Genomic DNA, 17,547 nt, shown 5'->3' with positions numbered 1-17,547 from the left:
AGAGTCAGGAAAGGGAAATGGAAGCGACGAGCAGGATTGCGATCTCGCCCAGCTGCTGAAGGGCGCCGACGGTGTCGCCGGTCTGGCCGCCGATCTGATTGAGGCAAAGCGCGCGGAAGGCGGCGAATAACAGACCGAGCAGGATGATCGCGAAAACGGCAGCGCCGAACCCAAGCGCCAACAGCGCGACCGCACCGAGTACGGCACCGATGCCAGCTGTTTTAGCCGAGACGGTGCCCGCTTCGGCCGAAAGGCCGTCGCTGCGGGCCGGCTGCAGCAGGTGCATGAAGGCGCCGAGCAGGCCGCGCGAGGCGGCATGCGCGGCAATCAAAGCCAAGAACACGTGGGCTGGGCCGGCGAATCCAGAGAGCACGCTCCAGCGGATCAGCAGCGAGATGCCGAGCGCGCAGGCGCCGTAGGCACCGATGCGGCTGTCACGCATGATCTCCAGTTTCCTGTCGCGGGTCTTGCCGCCGCCAAAACCATCAGCAACATCCGACAGCGCGTCCTCATGCAGGCAGCCGGTGACAAGCAAGATCGCGGCAAGGGCGAACGCTGCAGCAGGACCTCCGGCTAGGCCCAGCCTCGTGCCGACCGCGTAGGCCAGCGCACCGGCCATAGCGGCGGCGAGACCGGCGACCGGTGCAGCCCAGATCGCAGCGGCAAGGCTTCGGCCACGGAAGTCGGCTCGCGGCAGCGGCAGCCGGGTAAAGAAGACGAGGCAAAGCGCGATATCATCGAGAATTTGCTGTTGCGAGGCCTTCATCCGCCCCTCGCAATGGCATGGAAGAACGTGCCGCTGACATTGCCGCGCCGGTAGCCGGAGGCGCCGAGCGGGTTGCCTTGCCCGTCGGCGAGATCGGCCAGCGGCTCGTCATTGCCGGTCGCAACCATCTGCGCGTAGTGGAACTCATGGCCGCGGATCAGCGTGCCTTGGCTGCCGAGCGGACAGCCGGACCGCAGCCGCGCCTCGCGGTAGCCGAGATTCATCTTGCGCTTGGCGAAGCTGGTCGAATGGCCGAGCAGGCCAAGCATCCGATGCGTCTCGCCCGATGCGTCCTCGAGCGCCTCGCCGAGCACCATGAAGCCGCCGCACTCGCCATGCACCGGCCGCGTGGCGGCGAACCTCGCCATGCCCGCCCTGAAATTCGCAGCGGCGGCGAGGCGGCCGGCGTGGAGCTCGGGATAGCCGCCGGGCAGCCAGCAGACATCGCAATTGTCGCCGGGCGCTTCATCGGCGAGCGGCGAGAATGGGACGATCTCGGGGCCGGCCTTGCGCCAATGCGCGGCAACGTGCGGATAGAGGAAGGTAAAGGCAGCGTCCTCGGCGAGTGCAATGCGCTGGCCGGGGGGCGGCAGCGCGTCGCCGAAATTGCCCGGCGCGGGCGTGAATGGCGCCGCCAGAGCCATGATGGCGTCGAGGTCGAGCGAGCGCTCGACCATATCGGCCAGCCGGTCGAGATGCGCCATCAGATTCTCATATTCGCCGGCCTGAACGAGGCCGAGATGACGCTCGGGCAGGTTGAGCGAGGGATCGCGCAGGATAGCGCCGACGACAGGCAGGCCGAGCGCTTCGATGGCATCGCCGCACAGTCGGCGGTGGCGTTCACTGCCCAATCGGTTGAGCACGACACCGGCCATGCGCACATCGGGGTCATAAGTAGCAAAGCCCTTGGCAACGGCCGCCGCCGTGGTCGACTGGCCGGAAACGTCGAGCACCAGCAGCACCGGCAAGCCATAAAGTCGGGCAAGGTCGGCGGCCGAGCCGGTGCGGCCCGGAGCAGCCGGAATTCCGTCGAACAGGCCCATGGCGCTTTCGAGGAAGATAAAATCGGCATCTTCGGTCGCTTCGCCGGCCAGTGCGTTAAGCAGGGCGGGCGGCATTGCCCAGCTGTCGAGGTTGACGCCGGACAAGCCTGTGGCGGCGGTGTGGAAGCCGGGATCGATATAGTCCGGGCCGGACTTGGCGCCGCGCACCTTCAGGCCGCGCCGGGCGAGCGCGCGCAGAATGCCGATGGTGACGCTGGTCTTGCCCGAGCCCGAGCGCGGCGCGCCGATGATGATGGCGCGGGTCATGGCTCGCCCGCCAGTGCCGCACGCATAGCGACAATACCGCCGACGACGATCAGCGCCGGCGAGGTCAGACCGGCGGCTGCTGCCTCTTCCGCAATGGTGGCGAGCGTGGCGACGACGATCCGTTCCTGCGGTGTCGTCGCAGCGACAATCACCGCGGTGGGCGTCGAAGGCGCCAGCCCGCCCTCGAGCAGCGAGGCGGCGATCAGTGGCAGATTGGCCATGCCCATATAGATGACCACCGGCTGGCCGGTACGGGCGATGGCCGCCCAGTCGAGGTCGTCATCGGTGCCGGCGGCGTGACCGGTCGCCAGGATCAGCGCCTTGTTGATGCCGCGCATGGTGCCGGGAATGCCGGTGGCGGCCAGCGCGCTGAGGCCGGACGTCAGGCCAGGCAGGATGCGGAACGGGATGGTTTTCCCGGCCAGCGCAAGCGCCTCTTCGCCGCCACGCCCGAAAATATAGGGGTCGCCCCCCTTCAGCCTGACGACGCGCCGGCCCGCGCGCGCCAGCCGAACCAGCAGAGCGGTAATGTCGTCCTGCTTCATCGATGGTTTGCCACCGCGCTTGCCGGCATAGAACAGTTCCGCGCCCTCGGCGACGGCGACGACCGCGGGCGAGACCAGCGCGTCATAAACCAGCGCGTCGCACTGTCCGAGGGCGGCCAGCACTTCCAGCGTCAGGCAGCCGGGATCGCCAGGGCCGGCACCGGCCAGCCAGACATGACCGGGCTCCAGCTGGCGCGGCTTGAAGTCCAGCCGGGTGAGCGCCTGCTCGACCGTAGTGTTTCTATTGCTGCCGCTCACAACCCGCCCCGTCCGCGAAAGCGCCGCTGGTAGTGCGCGTCATACAGTGAACTTTCGCCAAAGCCTTCCGCCGCCAGCGAGCGGCCGACGAAGATGATTGCCGTGCGCTCCATCGGATCGGCGGCCAATTGCGCCTCGATGGTGGCCAGCGTGCCGGTCAGCACGCGCTCGTCCGGCCAGGAGGCACGGAAGACGACCGCGACCGGGCAGTCGGCGCCGTAATGCGGCGTCAGCTCGGCGACGACGCGGTCGATGGCGTGGATGGCAAGGTGGATGGCCAGCGTGGCGCCGGTGCGGCCGAAGCCGGCCAGCGTTTCGCCGGGCGGCATTTTCGAGGCGCGGCCGGAGATGCGGGTCAGCACCAGGCTTTGCGCGACTTCTGGAATGGTCAGCTCGCGGCGCAGCGCTGCCGCCGCAGCGGCGAAGGACGGCACGCCCGGCGTCAGCGTATAAGGGATACCATGCTTCTCCAGCCGGCGGATCTGCTCGGCAACTGCGCTCCAGACCGACAAATCACCGGAATGCAGGCGGGCGACATCATGGCCGGCCGCGTGGGCGGCCACATATTCGGCCTCGATCTCGTCGAGTGACATCGGCGCGGTGTCGATCAACCTCGTTCCGGGCGCGCAGTGCTGCAACAGCTCCGGCGCCACGATCGATCCGGCATAGAGGCAGACGGGACAACTGCCGAGCAGGCGGCTGCCGCGCAAGGTGATGAGATCGGCAGCACCCGGGCCGGCACCGATGAAGTGAACGGTCATGCCGCATCTCCGCTGATGGCGATGGCGCAGGTGACAGCACCGAGCACCGTGCGCGGTCCGAGCAGCTTTGCGCCTTTGCCGGCGGCGGCAAGCGCCGAGGCTTCGGAAACAGACGGCGTGCCGGCATGCTCCTGTGATAGGTCGGAGTGGCTGGTCGTAGATGCAGCTTTGAGTTCGTCCTGCTCGACAACGATCACCGGGAGGCGGAGTTCACGTCCGGCGGCGAAGATTGCCGCTTCATCCTGCTTGAGAGACGCGGTCGCGAGGGCTGAAAGCGCGGGCAGGGCAAGCCCGTGCGCCTCCAGCGCGGTTTCTACCGCAGCAAGCACGTCGCGTGCGCTGACACCTTTGCGGCTGCCGATGCCCGCGACCATCATGGCTTGGCCCAACTCCATTGCGTGACCGGCATAGCCGGCCGCCAGGCCTGCATCGAACCAACCGGCGAAGCACGGGATATAGCGATCCGGGTAAGCTCGCCTCCGAGCGCAGCGTGACGGGAAAGCAGCAGTACCTCCATCTCCAGGGTCACTGCGTTGGCGACTAGGCGGCCGCCGGCAGGTAAGGCATCGATGGCTGTTTCCAGCACGCCGGCATCGCTGCCGCCGCCGCCGATGAAGATCGCTGCCGGCGTTTCCAGCCCGGCAAGAGCTTGCGGTGCCGAATCTTCAACGACGGCGAGACCGGGAACGCCGCAGGCCGCGGCGTTGCGTCGGATGCGGGCGGCGCGGGACGGATCGGCCTCAACGGCGATGGCACGCATGGAAGGATGGGCCAGCATCCATTCGATGCCGATGGAGCCCGATCCGGCGCCGATGTCCCACAGCAGTTCGCCGCGCCTTGGCGCGAGAGCGGACAGGGTGACGGCGCGCACTTCACGCTTGGTGATCTGGCCGTCATGCTCGAACAAAAGATCGGCACGTCCCGCTGTCAGCGGCAGGATGGGTGCTTGCGGAGTCGATTCAACTTCGATCGCGAGCACGTTGAGCGGATTGATCTTTGCGAGGTCGAAGGTGCCGGCGCTCGCCGAGCGCAACCTTTCGTTCGGCCCACCCAGCGCCTCCAGCACCGTCAGCCGCGACGCGCCGAAGCCGAGCTCGGTCAGGAGACGGGCAATCGCTTCCGGTGCATCGCGGTCCGAAGTCAGCGCGAGAATGCGGGTGCAATCATGCAGCAACGGCCGGATCAGGTCAAGCGAGCGGCCATGCAGCGAGACCGTCTCGACGTCCTGCAGCGCCCAGCCCAGGCGTGAGGCGGCCAGCGAAAAGGCCGAGGGCGCGGGGATCACCCGCATATCCTCTGCCGCGACCTTGCGGGCGAGGATGACGCCTACACCGTGGTAGAAGGGATCGCCGGAGGCCAGCACGCAGACGCGTCTGCCGGAGAGCGCCAGCACGTCGCGCATCTCGGCATCGAAAGGCGTCGGCCAGGCGCGCGCTTCACCTTTGACCAGTGATGCGACAAGGGCGAGGTGGCGCTTGCCGCCGAAGACGAACTCGGCCTCAGCGATCAACCGCTTGGCCTCGTCGCCGAGACCCGCTACACCGTCCTCGCCGATGCCGATGATCGTGAGCCACTTTGAGGCGAGCTTGGCGCCGCGCGGAGCTTCAGCAGGCATGATGACCCACCGCATTCTGATCCTCGGCGGAACCACCGAAGCACGGCAACTGGCCGGCAAGCTTGCCGCGCGCGCGGATATTTCGGTCATGCTGTCGCTGGCCGGTCGCACCGAAAACCCGGCCGCGCAGGGGGTGCCGGTGCGGGTCGGCGGCTTCGGCGGTGCCGGCGGGCTGGCGGCGTATCTCCGCCAGAACAAGATCGACCTGCTGATTGACGCCACGCATCCCTATGCGGCGCGAATCTCCGCCAATGCGGCGGAAGCAGCGCGCATGACCGGCGTGCCTACCGTTGCGCTCAGGCGTCCCGGATGGGAGGCGGTCGAAGGTGATCGCTGGACGTTGGTCGACACCGTTGCCAGCGCGGTGACGGCTTTGGGATCGGTGCCGCGCCGTGTGTTCCTGGCGCTCGGGCGACAGGAGGTCGCTGCCTTCGAGGCAGCTCCCCGGCATCATTATCTCATTCGCAGTGTCGACCCGGTCGAGCCCAGGCTCGCTGTGCCCGACGCGGCCTATCTCTTGGCGCGCGGGCCGTTTCATGAGGTCGATGAGCGCACGCTGCTCGAAAGCCGTGGCATCGAAGTCGTTGTTTCCAAAAACAGCGGCGGCGAGGCGACCTACGGCAAGATCGCGGCGGCGCGGGCACTCGGCGTCGAGGTGATCATGATCCGAAGGCCGGCGTTGCCGGACGTTACGTCGGCGGGAACCATCGAATCGCTTGCCGCTATGGTCGATCATTTTCTGGTCGGTCATGTTCTTGGGCCCGCTGCCGAACGCGGCGTGTAGACCAGCGCGACCTTGTCACGCCGCTTGATGATCCTGGTTTCCGGCGAGCCGATGATGATGCAGGTCGCCATGTCGGCCTTCGCGGCATCGGCGTCGGCCAGCAGAAAAACCTCGATGCGCTCGTCGGGACGGCCGGCGGCACGGCCGAAGATCACCGGCGTGGTGCCGGGCAGGATCGCCGTCAGGCACTCGAAGGCGCGGCCAAGCTGCCAGGGACGTGCCTTGCTGATCGGATTGTAGAGCGCGATCACGAAGCCGGCGCCCGCCGCGGCAAGCAGGCGCAGCTCGATCAGATCCCACGGCTTCAGATTGTCGGACAACGAGATGGCACAGAAATCATGGCCGAGCGGCGCGCCGATGCGGGCGGCGACGGCGAGCATGGCGGTGATGCCGGGCACGATAGCGATGTCGACCGTGCGCCATTCGGGTGGGCCCGCCTCGATCGCCTCGCAGACGGCCGCCGCCATGGCGAAGACGCCGGGATCGCCGCCCGACACGACGGCGACATCGTGGCCTTCCGCAGCCTTCAGCAGCGCGTCCCTGGCGCGCGCGAGTTCCTCGCGATTGTCGGAAGCGACGCGGGTCTGGTCGGGGCGCAGATCGAGCCGGTCGAGATAAGGCTTATAGCCATAGAAGAATTTTGCCTCGGCAACGGCGCGGCTTGCCTCCGGCGTCACCTGGTCGGCGTTGCCGGGCCCGAGGCCGATGACGGTGAGGCGGCCGCTCATGCTTCTGCTTTCAATGCACTTGGCCGGCCCGACCAGCCGGCCACCAGCACGATGGCGAAATAGGGCGCCTGGTCGTCCTTTTTGTCGGCCAGCCGCATCGAGACGCCGCCCGGCATGGTGCCGCGCTCGACATAGATGGCCCGCGCCAGCTTGTCGGTTGCCTCCAGCGCGCGCCTGATCTTGGGCAGGTTGCGGCCGACCTTCATGATCACCGCGGCGTCGGTGTCGGCGAGGCGACGCGTCAGCTCGAATTCGCTCATCGTGCCCGGCAGCACCGTCAACACGTCGTCGCCCTGGACGATCGGCAGGCCGGTCGCCGACCAGCAGCCGGACATGGCGGTGACGCCCGGGATGACTTCGGTCGGAAAACGGTGCGCCAGCCGGACATGAAGATGCATGTAGGAGCCGTAGAAAAGCGGATCGCCTTCCGAAAGCACCGCGACCATCCTGCCGGCGCTGAGGTGCGCGGCGACCTTTTCGGCCGATTGCTCATAGAAATCGGTGATCTGCGAGCGGTAATCGCTGTGATCCTTGTCGATCTCGGTCGTCACCGGATAGAGCAGCGGCAGCTCAATCAAATCGGGGCGAAAATGCGCGCCGACGATGGCGCGCGCATTGCTGTTGTTGCCGCGCTTGGCGAAATGCGCAACGACATCGGCCTCGGCCAGCGCACGCACCGCCTTCAGCGTCAGCAGGTCGGGGTCGCCGGGACCGGTGCCGACGCCGACCAGTCGACCTTTTGCGATCACGTTCATAGGCCCGGCCTCGCCAATGCATTGAGGGCGGCGGCGGTCATGGCGCTGCCGCCCAGCCGGCCGCGCACGACGGCGTAAGGCACGCCGTAGGAATTTTCGGCCAGCGCATCCTTCGATTCGGCGGCACCGACAAACCCGACCGGCATGCCGATAATCGCCGCCGGCTTCGGCGCGCCGTCGCGCAGCTTTTCCAGCAGATAAAACAGGGCGGTTGGCGCATTTCCGATGGCGACGACCGAACCGGCTATGCGCTCGCCCCACAGGTCGATCGCCGCGGCCGAGCGGGTGTTGCCGATCTTTTTCGCGATGTCGGCGGTCCGCGGATCGCGGAGCGTGCAGATTACCTCGTTGCCGGCAGGCAGCCGGGCGCGCGTGACGCCGTGCGAGACCATCTGCGCGTCGCAGAAGATCGGCGCGCCGGCGCCCAGCGCTGTGCGTGCGGCGGCGACGAAATCGGTCGAGAAAACGAAGTGCCGCGCGGCCTCGACCTGGCCGCATGCATGGATCATGCGGATAGCGACGTCGGCCTCGGCTTCGGACAAGCGCGACAGGTCGGCCTCGGCGCGGATGATGGCGAAGGAGCGCTCATAGATCGCCGTGCCGTCATGGATGTAGTCGTAGGCGGTCATGTTCATTCCTGTCGGTAAGCTTTGACGACGCCCGCCGTGCCGAGCCTCGCGAGGCAGGCGGCAACGGTTTCGCCGGGATGTCGTGCGCTGCGGATCGCCGCTGCAACGCGGCCGATGCCGTGCGCGGCGTCGTAGCCCGGCCTGTATCCGGCGGGCAATGCCTTTGCCGTCCCGTCCACGACAAGTCCGGCTCCGTTTTCGCCACCGACCAGGGTCAGCTCCGCTGGACCGGGATGGGCGCAGCCCTTGGCGCAGCCGGAGATGTGCAGCGTCAGCGAAGAATCGAGGATGTCGCGGCTTTCTGTAGCGATGATCTCGGCGATGTCGCGGGTGGAGATGCGGCCGGAGGCACAGGCGGGTGCGCCGGGGCAGGCGGCGATCCGGGTGCGCGGGTCGGCGGGGTCTGTGACGAAGCCGAGGGCGGCGGCTGTCTGCTGAAGCGAGTGGTAGGCGGTTGGCGAAAGGCCGATGAAAAGCAGCGCGCGGCTTGGAGCGAGGCGGATTTCGGTGACGCCCAGGGCGATGGCTTCTTGCGTGAGGCCGATGAGTTTTTGCGCGGGCATGCTGCCGAAGGGCAGGCCGATGCCGAGGGCACGGCCGTTGCTCAGGTTGAAGATACCAATGGGCGGGCGAAGGCGCTCGGCGGCGCCCCCCTCTGTCCTGCCGGACATCTCCCCCTCTAGGGGGGAGATTGCGCCTTGGTCTCCGCCTCCGCTAATCGCCGAAGTCGCGCCAAATACCAAGGCAGCAGAAGTACGGCCGTCGGCGGAACTGCCGATCTCCCCCCTAAAGGGGGAGATGTCCGGCAGGACAGAGGGGGGCGCGAAGGAATGCCAGCTTGCGAGAGATCTGCGCTGCCGTTCCGTCAAATCCCTTGCGTGAGCGTCGCGGCCTTTTTCGGCGACCATCCTTAGAATCGCGACGGCGATATCACGGGCTGCTTCCTCCTCGGCCATGGCGAGAGGCTTGGCATTCTGCCCGTCGCCAGCAACGGCTATCAGCCAGCGGACGCCCGCGTCGGTTCTGATCGCAGCCAGTCGTATGTCGGCCGTCACCGCATCCATCGTCAGTTGCCCGCCGCCGTCGATGACGACTGAAACCTTCGGACCGCGCCTTGCCGTCAGACCAGCCTCTTCAATCGCCACCCGAATCCGCTCCGCCATCGGGCGCGGGTCGGCTATCTCCTCCGGGTCGAGCCCGGCCAGCGGGCCGGTCTCGACCGGCACGCCGGTGCGCACGGCGATGCCGAGCGCATCGACCTCCATCGCCAGTAGCGGCGCGCTTGCCGGCGTCAGGCCGCGTATCTGCAGGCCGCCGCGGGCGGTCACTTCCATGATGCCGTTGCCATGGCGCAAGGCGGATTCGCAGAGTCCGATCAACGACTTCGGCAACAGTCCTCCAGCGACCGGATTGAGCCGCACCAGTAGCCCGTCGCCGGTTTGCATCGGCGCGGACAAGGCAGGGCAGGCGCCACGGCGCGAGAAAGCGTTCATGCCGCCACTCCCAGAGCTTGCGCTTCGGCAATCAGTGCGGCGAGATCGTCATCGATCGAGTTGCGCAGCGGATGCCAGAGCCCGCGCCGCCGTGCTGACAGCAAACGCTCGGCAATCACCTTCGCCGCCGCCGGGTTCTCGCGCAGGATGAAGGCGCGCACCACGGGGTCGCCAAGATAGGCATCGTGCACGGCGTCGATCAGCGTGCCTGATATGGCATGGGTAGTCTCGGCAAAGCCGACCAGCCGGTCGACCGTCTCGGCGAATTCCGAGGCGCCGCGCGGCCCGTGCCGCATCTGGCCGGCGATGAAGCGCGGGTTCACCGCGCGGGCGCGAACTACCCGGGATACGGCCTCACCAACCGAGCGCGGCTTGGGCCTTTGCGGGTCCGTGATGTCGAGGACGATGACGTCGGCGCTGCTGCCGAGCGCGGCAAGCGCTGCCGAAAAGCCGCCGATAAAGGCGACGTCGGCCGAGCCTTCGAGGATGTCGCGGCCGGGGTCGTCGCCGGTATGAACCAGAAGGTCGGCCTCAGCGATGCGGCCCTCGAACGCGCCGGGCGCCGAAATGCCTTCGCCCTCGGCGCCGCCATAGGCATGCGAAGTGGCGTCGAGGTAAGTGCGGCCGATCTCTTCGCGCGCAGCCCAGTCGCCGCTCGACAACAAGTCCTCGACGCCGGCGCCGTAAGTGCCCGGCGAGGTGCCGAAAATGCGCGGGCTGATCTTTCCATCCGCGCGGGTGCTGGCCGCCAGCGGGTTTTCCGAATCGTCCTCGTCGCGGGCGGCGACGGCGTTGGCGGCGGCATCGATCAGCGCGATCTGGGTCGGGAACATGTCGCGGAACAGGCCCGATATGCGCCAGGTGACATCGACGCGCGGGCGGCCGAGCGTTGCCGGCGGCAGCACCTCGATGCCGGTGATGCGGCCGGTGGCTGAATCCCATTGCGGCCGGCAGCCCATCAGCGCCAGGCCTTGCGCGATCTCCTCGCCGCCGGTGCGCAGCGAGGCCGACCCCCAGAGGTCGATGACCAGCGAGCGCGGCCAGTCGCCATGCGATTGCATGTAGCTGCGCAAGACCTCGTCGGCGGCCGCCCTGCCGAGATCGAACGATGTCGGCGTCGGCATGGTGCGCGGGTCGGCGGTAAACAAATTGCGCCCGGTCGGCAGCACATCGCTCCGGCCACGCGCCGGCGCGCCGGCCGGACCGGCAGCGACGTGGCGGCCGTCGAGGGCGGCAAGCAGCGCGGTTTTTTCAGCTGCCGCACTTTGCCGCCGTACCGGATCAGCTTCGCCTTCCGGCGAGCGGCCGTAAATGTGCAGGCCGTCCTTGATGGCGAAATCCTTGAGATCGCAGAGCCAGGCGTCGATGCGGCGCAAAGCCTCGTCGGCTGCGTCGGTCCTGGCGACACCAGCCTCTGAGGCGAGGCCGGTCTTTTCCGCCGTTTCGACGATCAGCTTCGCCAGGCGGTCGCGGCGGCGGCGGTCGAGCCCGTCGGCCTGGGCATATTCGTCGACCAGTCGTTCAAGCCTGTGCTGGTTTTCGTCCAGCCCGGCGCCGGTCAGTGGCGGCGGCAGATGGCCAAGCGTGACGGCGGCAACGCGCCGCTTGGCCTGGGCTGCCTCGCCGGGGTTGGAGACGATGAACGGATAAATGACGGGCAGGGCGCCGGCGACGATTTCGGGAAAGCAGTTTTCGCTGAGCGCAACGGTCTTGCCGGGCAGCCATTCCAGCGTGCCGTGGGCGCCGACATGGACAATTGCATGGATGCCGAGCGACTGGCGCAGCCAGAGGCCAAAGGCGACCAGCGCATGGCGAGGCGGCAATGTCGGGTCGTGATAGTCGGCGCGGCGGTCGACTGAGCGCCCGCGATCGGGGGCGAGCGCCACGGTGATGTTGCCGAACGTGGCCGTGCGGAAGGGGAATTTGGCGACGGCAGGCGCTTGAACACCCCTCTCTGTCCTGCCGGACATCTCCCCCTCAAGGGGAGAGATTGCTCCGTGACTTCTGCTTTCGCCAACTACCGACGGTATTAAGGTAGAGCCGTCGGCGAAACGGCCAATCTCCTCCCTTGAGGGGGAGATGTCCGGCAGGACAGAGGGGGGCGCCTCGCGCGAACCTGTCTCATCTTCCGCCTTACCCCATGCCGCCTCCACGGCAGCGAGTGCCGCAGTCGGTAACTCTGCAGAAAGAGCGAGATAATCGTCCAGTCTCAGCCCACCATTGCCCCGTTCCAGCAAATCCAACAACTCCCTTGGCGTTTGCGGAATCCTTTCAACGGCGTAGCCCTGTTCGCTCAGGTCGTGCAGCATTGCCAGCACGCTGGACGGCACGTCGAGGCCGACGGCGTAGCCGGTGCGACCGGGGGCGCTCGGATAGTCGGGGATCAGGATGGCGAGCTTGCGTTCCGCGCGCGGCGTCCGCCGCAGGCGCACGAATGCCTCGATACGGTTCGCCACTTGCGCGACGCGGTCGGGCTCTGGCCGGTTGGCGAAGGCGCGGAAGGCCAATGCGGGATCGGTTTCGCTTTCGCCCTTGAAGGAAATGGCGCCGGCCAGGATGCGGCCGTCGAGCTCGGGCAGGACGACATGCATGGCAAGGTCGGCGGGCGCCAGGCCGCGCTGATTGGTTTGCCAGATGTCGCGGCGGGTGGTTGCGACGATGACCTGGAACACCGGCACGCCGGCGCGGTCGAACAGGGTTTCAACGCCCGGCTCGGCCCCGGAGGCGAAAGCTGTGGCGGTGATGATGGCGGCAGGCTTCAGCGTTGCAAGCGCGGTTTCAACAAAGGCGAGTGAGGCCGGGTCCTTGAGGCTGGAGACGAAGATAGGCACGGGAGCCATGCCGCGCGCGCTCAGCGCTTCGAAAAGCGCGTCGATGGGCGCGACGTCGGCGGCGAGCAGCATCGAGCGGTAGAAGAGGATCGGCACGACTTCTCCCTCCCCTTCGAGGGGAGGGTGGCCCGAAGGGCCGGGTGGGGTCGTTGCGGCAGTGCTCGACATTTTTTTCTGTCGGCGCGCTTCAAAGTGTTGGCGCGCTTCGGAGAGGACCCCACTCCCGGCCTGCGGCCGGACCCTCCCCTCGAGGGGGAGGGGGACGCCGCGTTCTACGACCCCTAGCCCCGGCTCGTAAAATCCCGCCTTTGGCACGCTAACAGGTTCGGCTATCGCCGCACCCGATCCAGCGAGACTTGCCAGCCTCTGCACCAGCGCCGTCATATTTGCCGGCCCGCCCTCGCGGAAATAGCCCAGCAGGGCGTCCAACTCCTCGCGCGGCAGCGTCGAGCCTTCGATCAGTCGCAAATCCTCGTCGTGGCTCTCGCCCGGTAGGAGCGCCAGCTTGATACCGCGATTTCGCGCGATAACGGCGAGCTGGTCGCAGCCATAGCGCCACCACTCGTAGCCGCCGAGAATGCGGACCAGAATGACCTTGGCGTGGCGGGCGACGCTCTCGGTCCAGAGGTCGACGGACATCGGATGGCGCAGGTCGCGCAAGGCGGCGAGCCGCATCGAGGGCAGGCGGTCCGCATCCGCCTTCCACGCCGCCGCCAGCCCGGCCAGGTCGCTGTCGGTGAAGGACAGGGCCACGACATCCGCAGGCGTTTGCCTGAGATCGACAGGCTCGGCGAGATCGTCGAGCGAGGCGGATGTGGTGGTGAGGATGTGCATCGCGGCTCGTACCTGGGGTCAGCCGGCGAGGATACGCTCTATCGCCGGGCGGTTCAGCCCTTTCAGACCGATGACGACGAGGCGCGAACGGCGGTCGTCGTCAGCCGTCCAGGCGCGATCGTAATAATGGTTGACGCGGGGACCGACAGCCTGCAGCAGGAGCCGCATCGGCTTGCCGCCAACCTCGACGAAGCCCTTGACGCGCAACACGTTTTCTTCCGCCGCCGCCGTGGCGACGCGTTGTGCGAGCTCGTCCGGGTTGGAGACGGACGCGATGTCGATGACGAACGAGTCAAAATCGTCATGCTCGTGGTCGAGCTCGTCGTCGTGATGGGTCTTGCGGTTCTCGATGTCGTCCTCGACGGCGAGGCCGAGGCCGAGCAGCACCGACGGATCGACCTTGCCTTGCGAAGTCGGCACGATCTTCACCGCCCGCGCAACATGCTTGCCGATGACGGCATTGGCACGGGCCGAGCCGGCTGCGTCCATCAGGTCGCTCTTCGACAGGATGATCAGGTCGGCGCAAGCGAGCTGGTCTTCGAATACTTCCTCGACCGGATCGTCGTGTTCGAGCGTCTCGTCCTGCGCGCGCTGCGCCTGCAGGGCGTCCATGTCGTTGGCGACGCGGCCATCCGCCAGCGCCGGTCCGTCGACGACGGCGATGACGCCGTCGACGGTCACCCGGCTCTTGACCGACGGCCACTGGAAGGCCTGGACCAGCGGCTTGGGCAGGGCCAGCCCGGATGTCTCGATCAGGATATGGTCGACCCTCGGCATCAGCGACAGGATTTGGTCGAGCGCCGGGACGAAATCGTCGGCGACAGTGCAGCAGATGCAGCCATTGGCCAGCTCGACGATGTTTTCCTCGGGGCAGGTGTCGATGCCGCAGCCCTTCAGGATCTCGCCGTCGATGCCGATGTCGCCGAACTCGTTGACGATGATGGCCAGCCGCTTGCCTTTGGCGTTTTCGAGCAAATGGCGGATCAATGTCGTCTTGCCGGCGCCGAGAAATCCGGTAACGACGGTGCAGGGGACGCGCGAAAGGGAGGCAGCGGTCATATCAAGTCCTTCAAAAGGTCGAGGGGAGGGATGCGGGCAACCAGACCGCGCTTCAGACAATCGGGACGGCCGCGCCACGGAATGAGCCCATCCGTCGAGGTGGCGAACAGCTTTGCACCGGTCACGAGATCGGCGCCGCTGGTCGTGGTCAGGTCGCCGAAGACGTAACTCCAGCAGCCGTCGCGCAGCATGGCGGCGCTGAGCCGGCGCTTGCAATTGCCGAGGCATTCGACGGTGCGGATTTTGATGTTTTCGCCGGAAGCGGCGCGGCGCGTGTCCTCGGCGAGCAGTTCGCCGGCGCGGGGATGAGCGTCCGAACCGGTCTCGTCACGGCAGGAAGAGCAGACGATGACGGTAACGCCGGCCAGGGAATCGTCAGGGCCGGACAATAAATCCGCTGTCTCAGCCGAAAAACTGCTGTCGCGTTCCAAATCAGGCTCCTTGCCCGGAAAACCCGCCAGGCGATCGGATTCTTATGTCCTAGACGGCAGGTCTCCTGGCTCGCGGGTCATCGCCTTGGTGCCGCCTTCCCGGGAATATCCCAGTGGTTTTCGGCCTTGGCTCGTCGCTTACAGTTGCGGGGACAGCCGCGGATTTGAAATCGAGATTTCGCACCGCATTCCCTCTTGGCCCCTGCCGTTGCGGGCAGGGGACCGTCTGGAACAGATTTAGGCTTGTGGAGGCAGTCGTGTCAACGCACGTCTACGACGCGGCAATGTCGGCCAGCGCCGGCCCAAGATCACCGGCAGCTGTCACCTCGATGCGCTCAAGCCCGAGCCAGCCCTGCATCTGCTTCAATTCCTCGAAGAGTTCGGCAGCGGTTTGTGGCGGGGCGCCGGGCTCCGCATAGGCGGCATGGACGCGCAATACGCCGGCCGGACGGTCGGCCCTGAGGTCGACCCGCCCGACGATGCTGTCGCCGAGCAGGAACGGCAGCACGTAATAGCCATACCGGCGCTTTTCGGCCGGCGTGTAGATCTCGATGCGGTAGTGGAAGTCGAACAGCCGCTCGGTGCGCGACCGCTCGAAGACGACGGGATCGAACGGCGCAAGCAGGGCGCGCGCCTCGGTCCGGCGCGGCAAACGGGCGTTCTTGTGGAGATAGGCTGTTTTGCTCCAGCCGTCGACGCTCACCGGCAACAGCTCGCCAGCCTCGACCAGCTCCTCGATGCGGCCCTTGATATCGGCGGGCGAGAGGCGGAAATAGTCGCGCAGGTCGCCTGCCGTGGCGACGCCATGGGCGCGGGCGGAGATACGCAGCAATTCGCGGTGCGCATCCTCGGGGCAAGGAACCGGCAGAGCGAGTACCGCCGGCGGCAGTACGCGCTCCGGCAGATCGTAGAACCGCTCGAAGCCGCGGCGATGCGCTGTGGTGATGCGGCCGGCCCAGAACAGCCATTCGAAGGCGTGCTTGGCATGGCTCCAGCCCCACCAGCCACCATTGCCCTTTTGGCCTTCGAGGGCTGAAGCGGCGATCGGGCCGTGATCGACGACCTGGCGATAGATCTCCTCGATATAGGCGGCGTGCTCGCGGCCCCATTTGGCCAGTCCGCTGTACATTTCCTCGCCGCGCTCGGCCCGCTGCATGCGCCAGCGCATCAGCGGATAGGTCTCGACCGGCAGGAAGGAGGCTTCGTGCGCCCAATATTCAAAGACCATCCGCTTGCGCGTTATGGCGGCGTCGTCGAGCAGCGCCAGCTTGTAGGGGCCAAGCCGCGAATAGAGCGGCATGTAGTGGGCGCGCACCACGGCGCTGACGGAATCGATCTGCAGCAGGCCGGTACGGGCAAGCACGCGGGCCAGATGTCGGCGGTCGGGTGTACCGGCGGGTCGGGGGTCATTGAATCCCTGTGCCGCCAGCGCGATGCGGCGGGCCATGCGAAGCGAGATTTTTTCCTTCATCAATGCGGGTATCCTGATGATGCCGGACAGAGCAGAGAATCTGCGATTCCGCGCCATGCTAGCAGGGTTTTGTCGGTATCCATGTCAGGAGAGAAAAGTGGAGTGAAAAGTGAAAGAAATCAAACAGGAGCGGATCTGACCAGTTTTCCCGGATATGCCGCCCAGTACCGCGATTTGAACAAGGTTTGACTTGCTTCGCCGAAAGCGCTGCGCTAACCCTCGCCGCGTTGCAGCATAGAGCCCCCTTAAAACGGTTCAGTGGTTAAACTGTCACGCTTCCGCAAGTGGGTCCGGTGCTGTAATCAGAGTGGATTGGCCGCCAACGGAAACTGCAGCATGAACGCACTTTTAGGTTCGTACCTGCCCATCGTCCTGTTCATCGGCGTGGCGCTGGTGGTCGGGCTGGCGCTGCTTGCCGCACCCTTCCTGGTGGCCTACCGCAACCCCGATCCGGAAAAGCTTTCGGCCTATGAATGCGGCTTCAACTCGTTCGACGATGCGCGCATGAAGTTCGACATCCGCTTCTACCTGGTGTCGATCCTCTTCATCATCTTCGATCTGGAGGTGGCCTTCCTGTTTCCTTGGGCGGTGTCGTTCAGCCAGATCGGCATGCTCGGTTTTTGGTCGATGATGGTGTTTTTGGCGGTGCTGACCATCGGCTTTGCCTATGAATGGAAAAAAGGAGCGCTGGAATGGGATTGAACGACAGTTCCGGCACGCTCGTCGCGCCGAAGCCCAAGGGCCTCATCGACCCCAACACCGGCAGGCCGGTGGGGGAGGATGATCCGTTCTTCCTGGAGATCAACAACGAGCTCGCCGACAAGGGCTTTCTCGTCACCTCGACCGAGGCGCTGATCACCTGGGCGCGCAGCGGCTCGCTGATGTTCATGACCTTCGGTCTCGCCTGCTGCGCGGTCGAGATGATCCATACCTCGATGCCGCGCTATGACTCGGAAAGGTTCGGTGTTGCGCCGCGCGCGTCTCCGCGTCAGTCCGACATCATGATCGTTGCCGGCACGCTGACCAACAAGATGGCGCCGGCGCTGCGCAAGGTCTACGATCAGATGCCGGAGCCGCGCTACGTCATCTCGATGGGCTCCTGCGCCAATGGCGGCGGCTATTATCATTATTCCTATTCGGTGGTGCGCGGCTGCGACCGCATCGTGCCGGTCGACATCTACGTGCCCGGCTGCCCGCCGAGCGCCGAAGCGCTGCTCTACGGCATCCTTCTCCTGCAGAAGAAGATCCGCCGCACCGGCACGATCGAGCGGTGAGCG

The 17,547-nt window shown here is 66.5% G+C and carries 17 protein-coding genes and 1 riboswitch; of the genes, 3 read left to right on the top strand and 14 right to left on the bottom strand.

The window, feature by feature from the left end:
- Positions 1–4 precede the first annotated feature (4 nt).
- Genes NKH83_RS14260 through cbiE form a run of 6 tightly spaced genes read right to left on the bottom strand, consistent with a single transcriptional unit; the run spans position 5 to position 5,255 of the window.
- A complete protein-coding gene (locus NKH83_RS14260; protein ID WP_352477536.1) occupies positions 5–766 on the bottom strand; it encodes an adenosylcobinamide-GDP ribazoletransferase in 762 nt (253 codons plus the stop codon).
- On the bottom strand, positions 763–2,076 hold the full coding sequence (locus NKH83_RS14255) for a cobyrinic acid a,c-diamide synthase CobB (protein ID WP_352477537.1): 1,314 nt from the start codon (positions 2,074–2,076) through the stop codon (positions 763–765). Before NKH83_RS14255 ends, NKH83_RS14260 begins: the two co-directional genes overlap by 4 nt.
- Positions 2,073–2,879: a uroporphyrinogen-III C-methyltransferase gene (gene cobA / locus NKH83_RS14250; RefSeq protein ID WP_352477538.1), complete on the bottom strand. Its 807-nt coding sequence runs from the start codon at positions 2,877–2,879 to the stop codon at positions 2,073–2,075. The genes NKH83_RS14255 and cobA overlap by 4 nt, the downstream gene beginning before the upstream one ends.
- Positions 2,876–3,640 (bottom strand): precorrin-4 C(11)-methyltransferase, encoded by a 765-nt coding sequence (gene cobM, locus NKH83_RS14245; RefSeq protein WP_352477539.1) that lies wholly within the window; start codon positions 3,638–3,640, stop codon positions 2,876–2,878. The genes cobA and cobM overlap by 4 nt, the downstream gene beginning before the upstream one ends.
- Positions 3,637–4,017: a cobalamin biosynthesis protein gene (locus tag NKH83_RS14240; RefSeq protein ID WP_254818091.1), complete on the bottom strand. Its 381-nt coding sequence runs from the start codon at positions 4,015–4,017 to the stop codon at positions 3,637–3,639. Before NKH83_RS14240 ends, cobM begins: the two co-directional genes overlap by 4 nt.
- Complete coding sequence (cbiE, locus tag NKH83_RS14235) at positions 4,014–5,255, bottom strand: precorrin-6y C5,15-methyltransferase (decarboxylating) subunit CbiE (protein WP_352477540.1); 1,242 nt, start codon at positions 5,253–5,255, stop codon at positions 4,014–4,016. Before cbiE ends, NKH83_RS14240 begins: the two co-directional genes overlap by 4 nt.
- Position 5,256: 1 nt before the next feature.
- Here cbiE and NKH83_RS14230 point away from each other — a divergent pair, with 1 nt between their 5' ends.
- Positions 5,257–6,039 (top strand): cobalt-precorrin-6A reductase, encoded by a 783-nt coding sequence (locus NKH83_RS14230; RefSeq protein ID WP_352477734.1) that lies wholly within the window; start codon positions 5,257–5,259, stop codon positions 6,037–6,039.
- Here the strand turns inward: NKH83_RS14230 and NKH83_RS14225 are convergent.
- From NKH83_RS14225 to NKH83_RS14190, 8 genes are all read right to left on the bottom strand, one after another.
- Positions 6,003–6,767 (bottom strand): precorrin-3B C(17)-methyltransferase, encoded by a 765-nt coding sequence (locus NKH83_RS14225; RefSeq protein ID WP_352477541.1) that lies wholly within the window; start codon positions 6,765–6,767, stop codon positions 6,003–6,005. The genes NKH83_RS14230 and NKH83_RS14225 overlap by 37 nt on opposite strands.
- Positions 6,764–7,522, bottom strand: a complete 759-nt coding sequence (locus NKH83_RS14220) for a precorrin-2 C(20)-methyltransferase (protein ID WP_352477542.1) — start codon at positions 7,520–7,522, stop codon at positions 6,764–6,766. The genes NKH83_RS14225 and NKH83_RS14220 overlap by 4 nt, the downstream gene beginning before the upstream one ends.
- Positions 7,519–8,151, bottom strand: a complete 633-nt coding sequence (locus NKH83_RS14215) for a precorrin-8X methylmutase (protein WP_352477543.1) — start codon at positions 8,149–8,151, stop codon at positions 7,519–7,521. Before NKH83_RS14215 ends, NKH83_RS14220 begins: the two co-directional genes overlap by 4 nt.
- 2 nt (positions 8,152–8,153) lie before the next feature.
- Positions 8,154–9,644 carry a precorrin-3B synthase gene (gene cobG / locus NKH83_RS14210; RefSeq protein ID WP_502895571.1) on the bottom strand — a complete coding sequence of 497 codons (1,491 nt, stop codon included), beginning with the start codon at positions 9,642–9,644 and terminating at the stop codon, positions 8,154–8,156.
- Entirely contained in the window at positions 9,641–13,309 is a 3,669-nt protein-coding gene (gene cobN / locus NKH83_RS14205) for a cobaltochelatase subunit CobN (protein WP_352805256.1), read from the bottom strand. The genes cobG and cobN overlap by 4 nt, the downstream gene beginning before the upstream one ends.
- 18 nt (positions 13,310–13,327) lie before the next feature.
- Positions 13,328–14,368 carry a cobalamin biosynthesis protein CobW gene (gene cobW, locus NKH83_RS14200; protein ID WP_352477547.1) on the bottom strand — a complete coding sequence of 347 codons (1,041 nt, stop codon included), beginning with the start codon at positions 14,366–14,368 and terminating at the stop codon, positions 13,328–13,330.
- Positions 14,365–14,799, bottom strand: a complete 435-nt coding sequence (locus NKH83_RS14195; RefSeq protein WP_352477548.1) for a DUF1636 family protein — start codon at positions 14,797–14,799, stop codon at positions 14,365–14,367. The genes cobW and NKH83_RS14195 overlap by 4 nt, the downstream gene beginning before the upstream one ends.
- 38 nt (positions 14,800–14,837) lie before the next feature.
- Positions 14,838–15,041, bottom strand: a riboswitch (cobalamin riboswitch).
- Between the two features lie 29 nt (positions 15,042–15,070).
- The gene (locus NKH83_RS14190) at positions 15,071–16,270 is read right to left on the bottom strand and encodes a winged helix-turn-helix domain-containing protein (RefSeq protein ID WP_352477736.1); all 1,200 of its coding nucleotides are present in this window, start codon (positions 16,268–16,270) and stop codon (positions 15,071–15,073) included.
- Positions 16,271–16,606: 336 nt separating this feature from the next.
- Here NKH83_RS14190 and NKH83_RS14185 point away from each other — a divergent pair, with 336 nt between their 5' ends.
- Complete coding sequence (locus NKH83_RS14185; RefSeq protein WP_023720750.1) at positions 16,607–16,972, top strand: NADH-quinone oxidoreductase subunit A; 366 nt, start codon at positions 16,607–16,609, stop codon at positions 16,970–16,972.
- Positions 16,963–17,544, top strand: coding sequence for a NuoB/complex I 20 kDa subunit family protein (locus tag NKH83_RS14180; protein WP_023720749.1), 582 nt, complete (start codon positions 16,963–16,965; stop codon positions 17,542–17,544). The genes NKH83_RS14185 and NKH83_RS14180 overlap by 10 nt, the downstream gene beginning before the upstream one ends.
- Positions 17,545–17,547: the final 3 nt, after the last annotated feature.

The sequence above is a fragment of the Mesorhizobium sp. M0909 genome (genome assembly GCF_040319515.1).
Lineage (GTDB): Bacteria > Pseudomonadota > Alphaproteobacteria > Rhizobiales > Rhizobiaceae > Mesorhizobium.
Note: the sequence above shows the minus strand (reverse complement) of the source record. Positions and strands in the feature narration are given on the sequence as shown.

Coding starts and splice junctions, on each gene's coding strand:
- NKH83_RS14260 (WP_352477536.1), bottom strand. CDS start 766: ATGAAGGCCTCGCAACAGCAAATTCTCGATGATATCGCGCTTTGCCTC.
- NKH83_RS14255 (WP_352477537.1), bottom strand. CDS start 2,076: ATGACCCGCGCCATCATCATCGGCGCGCCGCGCTCGGGCTCGGGCAAG.
- cobM (WP_352477539.1), bottom strand. CDS start 3,640: ATGACCGTTCACTTCATCGGTGCCGGCCCGGGTGCTGCCGATCTCATC.
- NKH83_RS14240 (WP_254818091.1), bottom strand. CDS start 4,017: ATGATGGTCGCGGGCATCGGCAGCCGCAAAGGTGTCAGCGCACGCGAC.
- cbiE (WP_352477540.1), bottom strand. CDS start 5,255: ATGCCTGCTGAAGCTCCGCGCGGCGCCAAGCTCGCCTCAAAGTGGCTC.
- NKH83_RS14230 (WP_352477734.1), top strand. CDS start 5,257: ATGACCCACCGCATTCTGATCCTCGGCGGAACCACCGAAGCACGGCAA.
- NKH83_RS14225 (WP_352477541.1), bottom strand. CDS start 6,767: ATGAGCGGCCGCCTCACCGTCATCGGCCTCGGGCCCGGCAACGCCGAC.
- NKH83_RS14220 (WP_352477542.1), bottom strand. CDS start 7,522: ATGAACGTGATCGCAAAAGGTCGACTGGTCGGCGTCGGCACCGGTCCC.
- NKH83_RS14215 (WP_352477543.1), bottom strand. CDS start 8,151: ATGACCGCCTACGACTACATCCATGACGGCACGGCGATCTATGAGCGC.
- cobG (WP_502895571.1), bottom strand. CDS start 9,644: ATGAACGCTTTCTCGCGCCGTGGCGCCTGCCCTGCCTTGTCCGCGCCG.
- cobN (WP_352805256.1), bottom strand. CDS start 13,309: ATGCACATCCTCACCACCACATCCGCCTCGCTCGACGATCTCGCCGAG.
- cobW (WP_352477547.1), bottom strand. CDS start 14,368: ATGACCGCTGCCTCCCTTTCGCGCGTCCCCTGCACCGTCGTTACCGGA.
- NKH83_RS14190 (WP_352477736.1), bottom strand. CDS start 16,270: ATGAAGGAAAAAATCTCGCTTCGCATGGCCCGCCGCATCGCGCTGGCG.
- NKH83_RS14185 (WP_023720750.1), top strand. CDS start 16,607: ATGAACGCACTTTTAGGTTCGTACCTGCCCATCGTCCTGTTCATCGGC.
- NKH83_RS14180 (WP_023720749.1), top strand. CDS start 16,963: ATGGGATTGAACGACAGTTCCGGCACGCTCGTCGCGCCGAAGCCCAAG.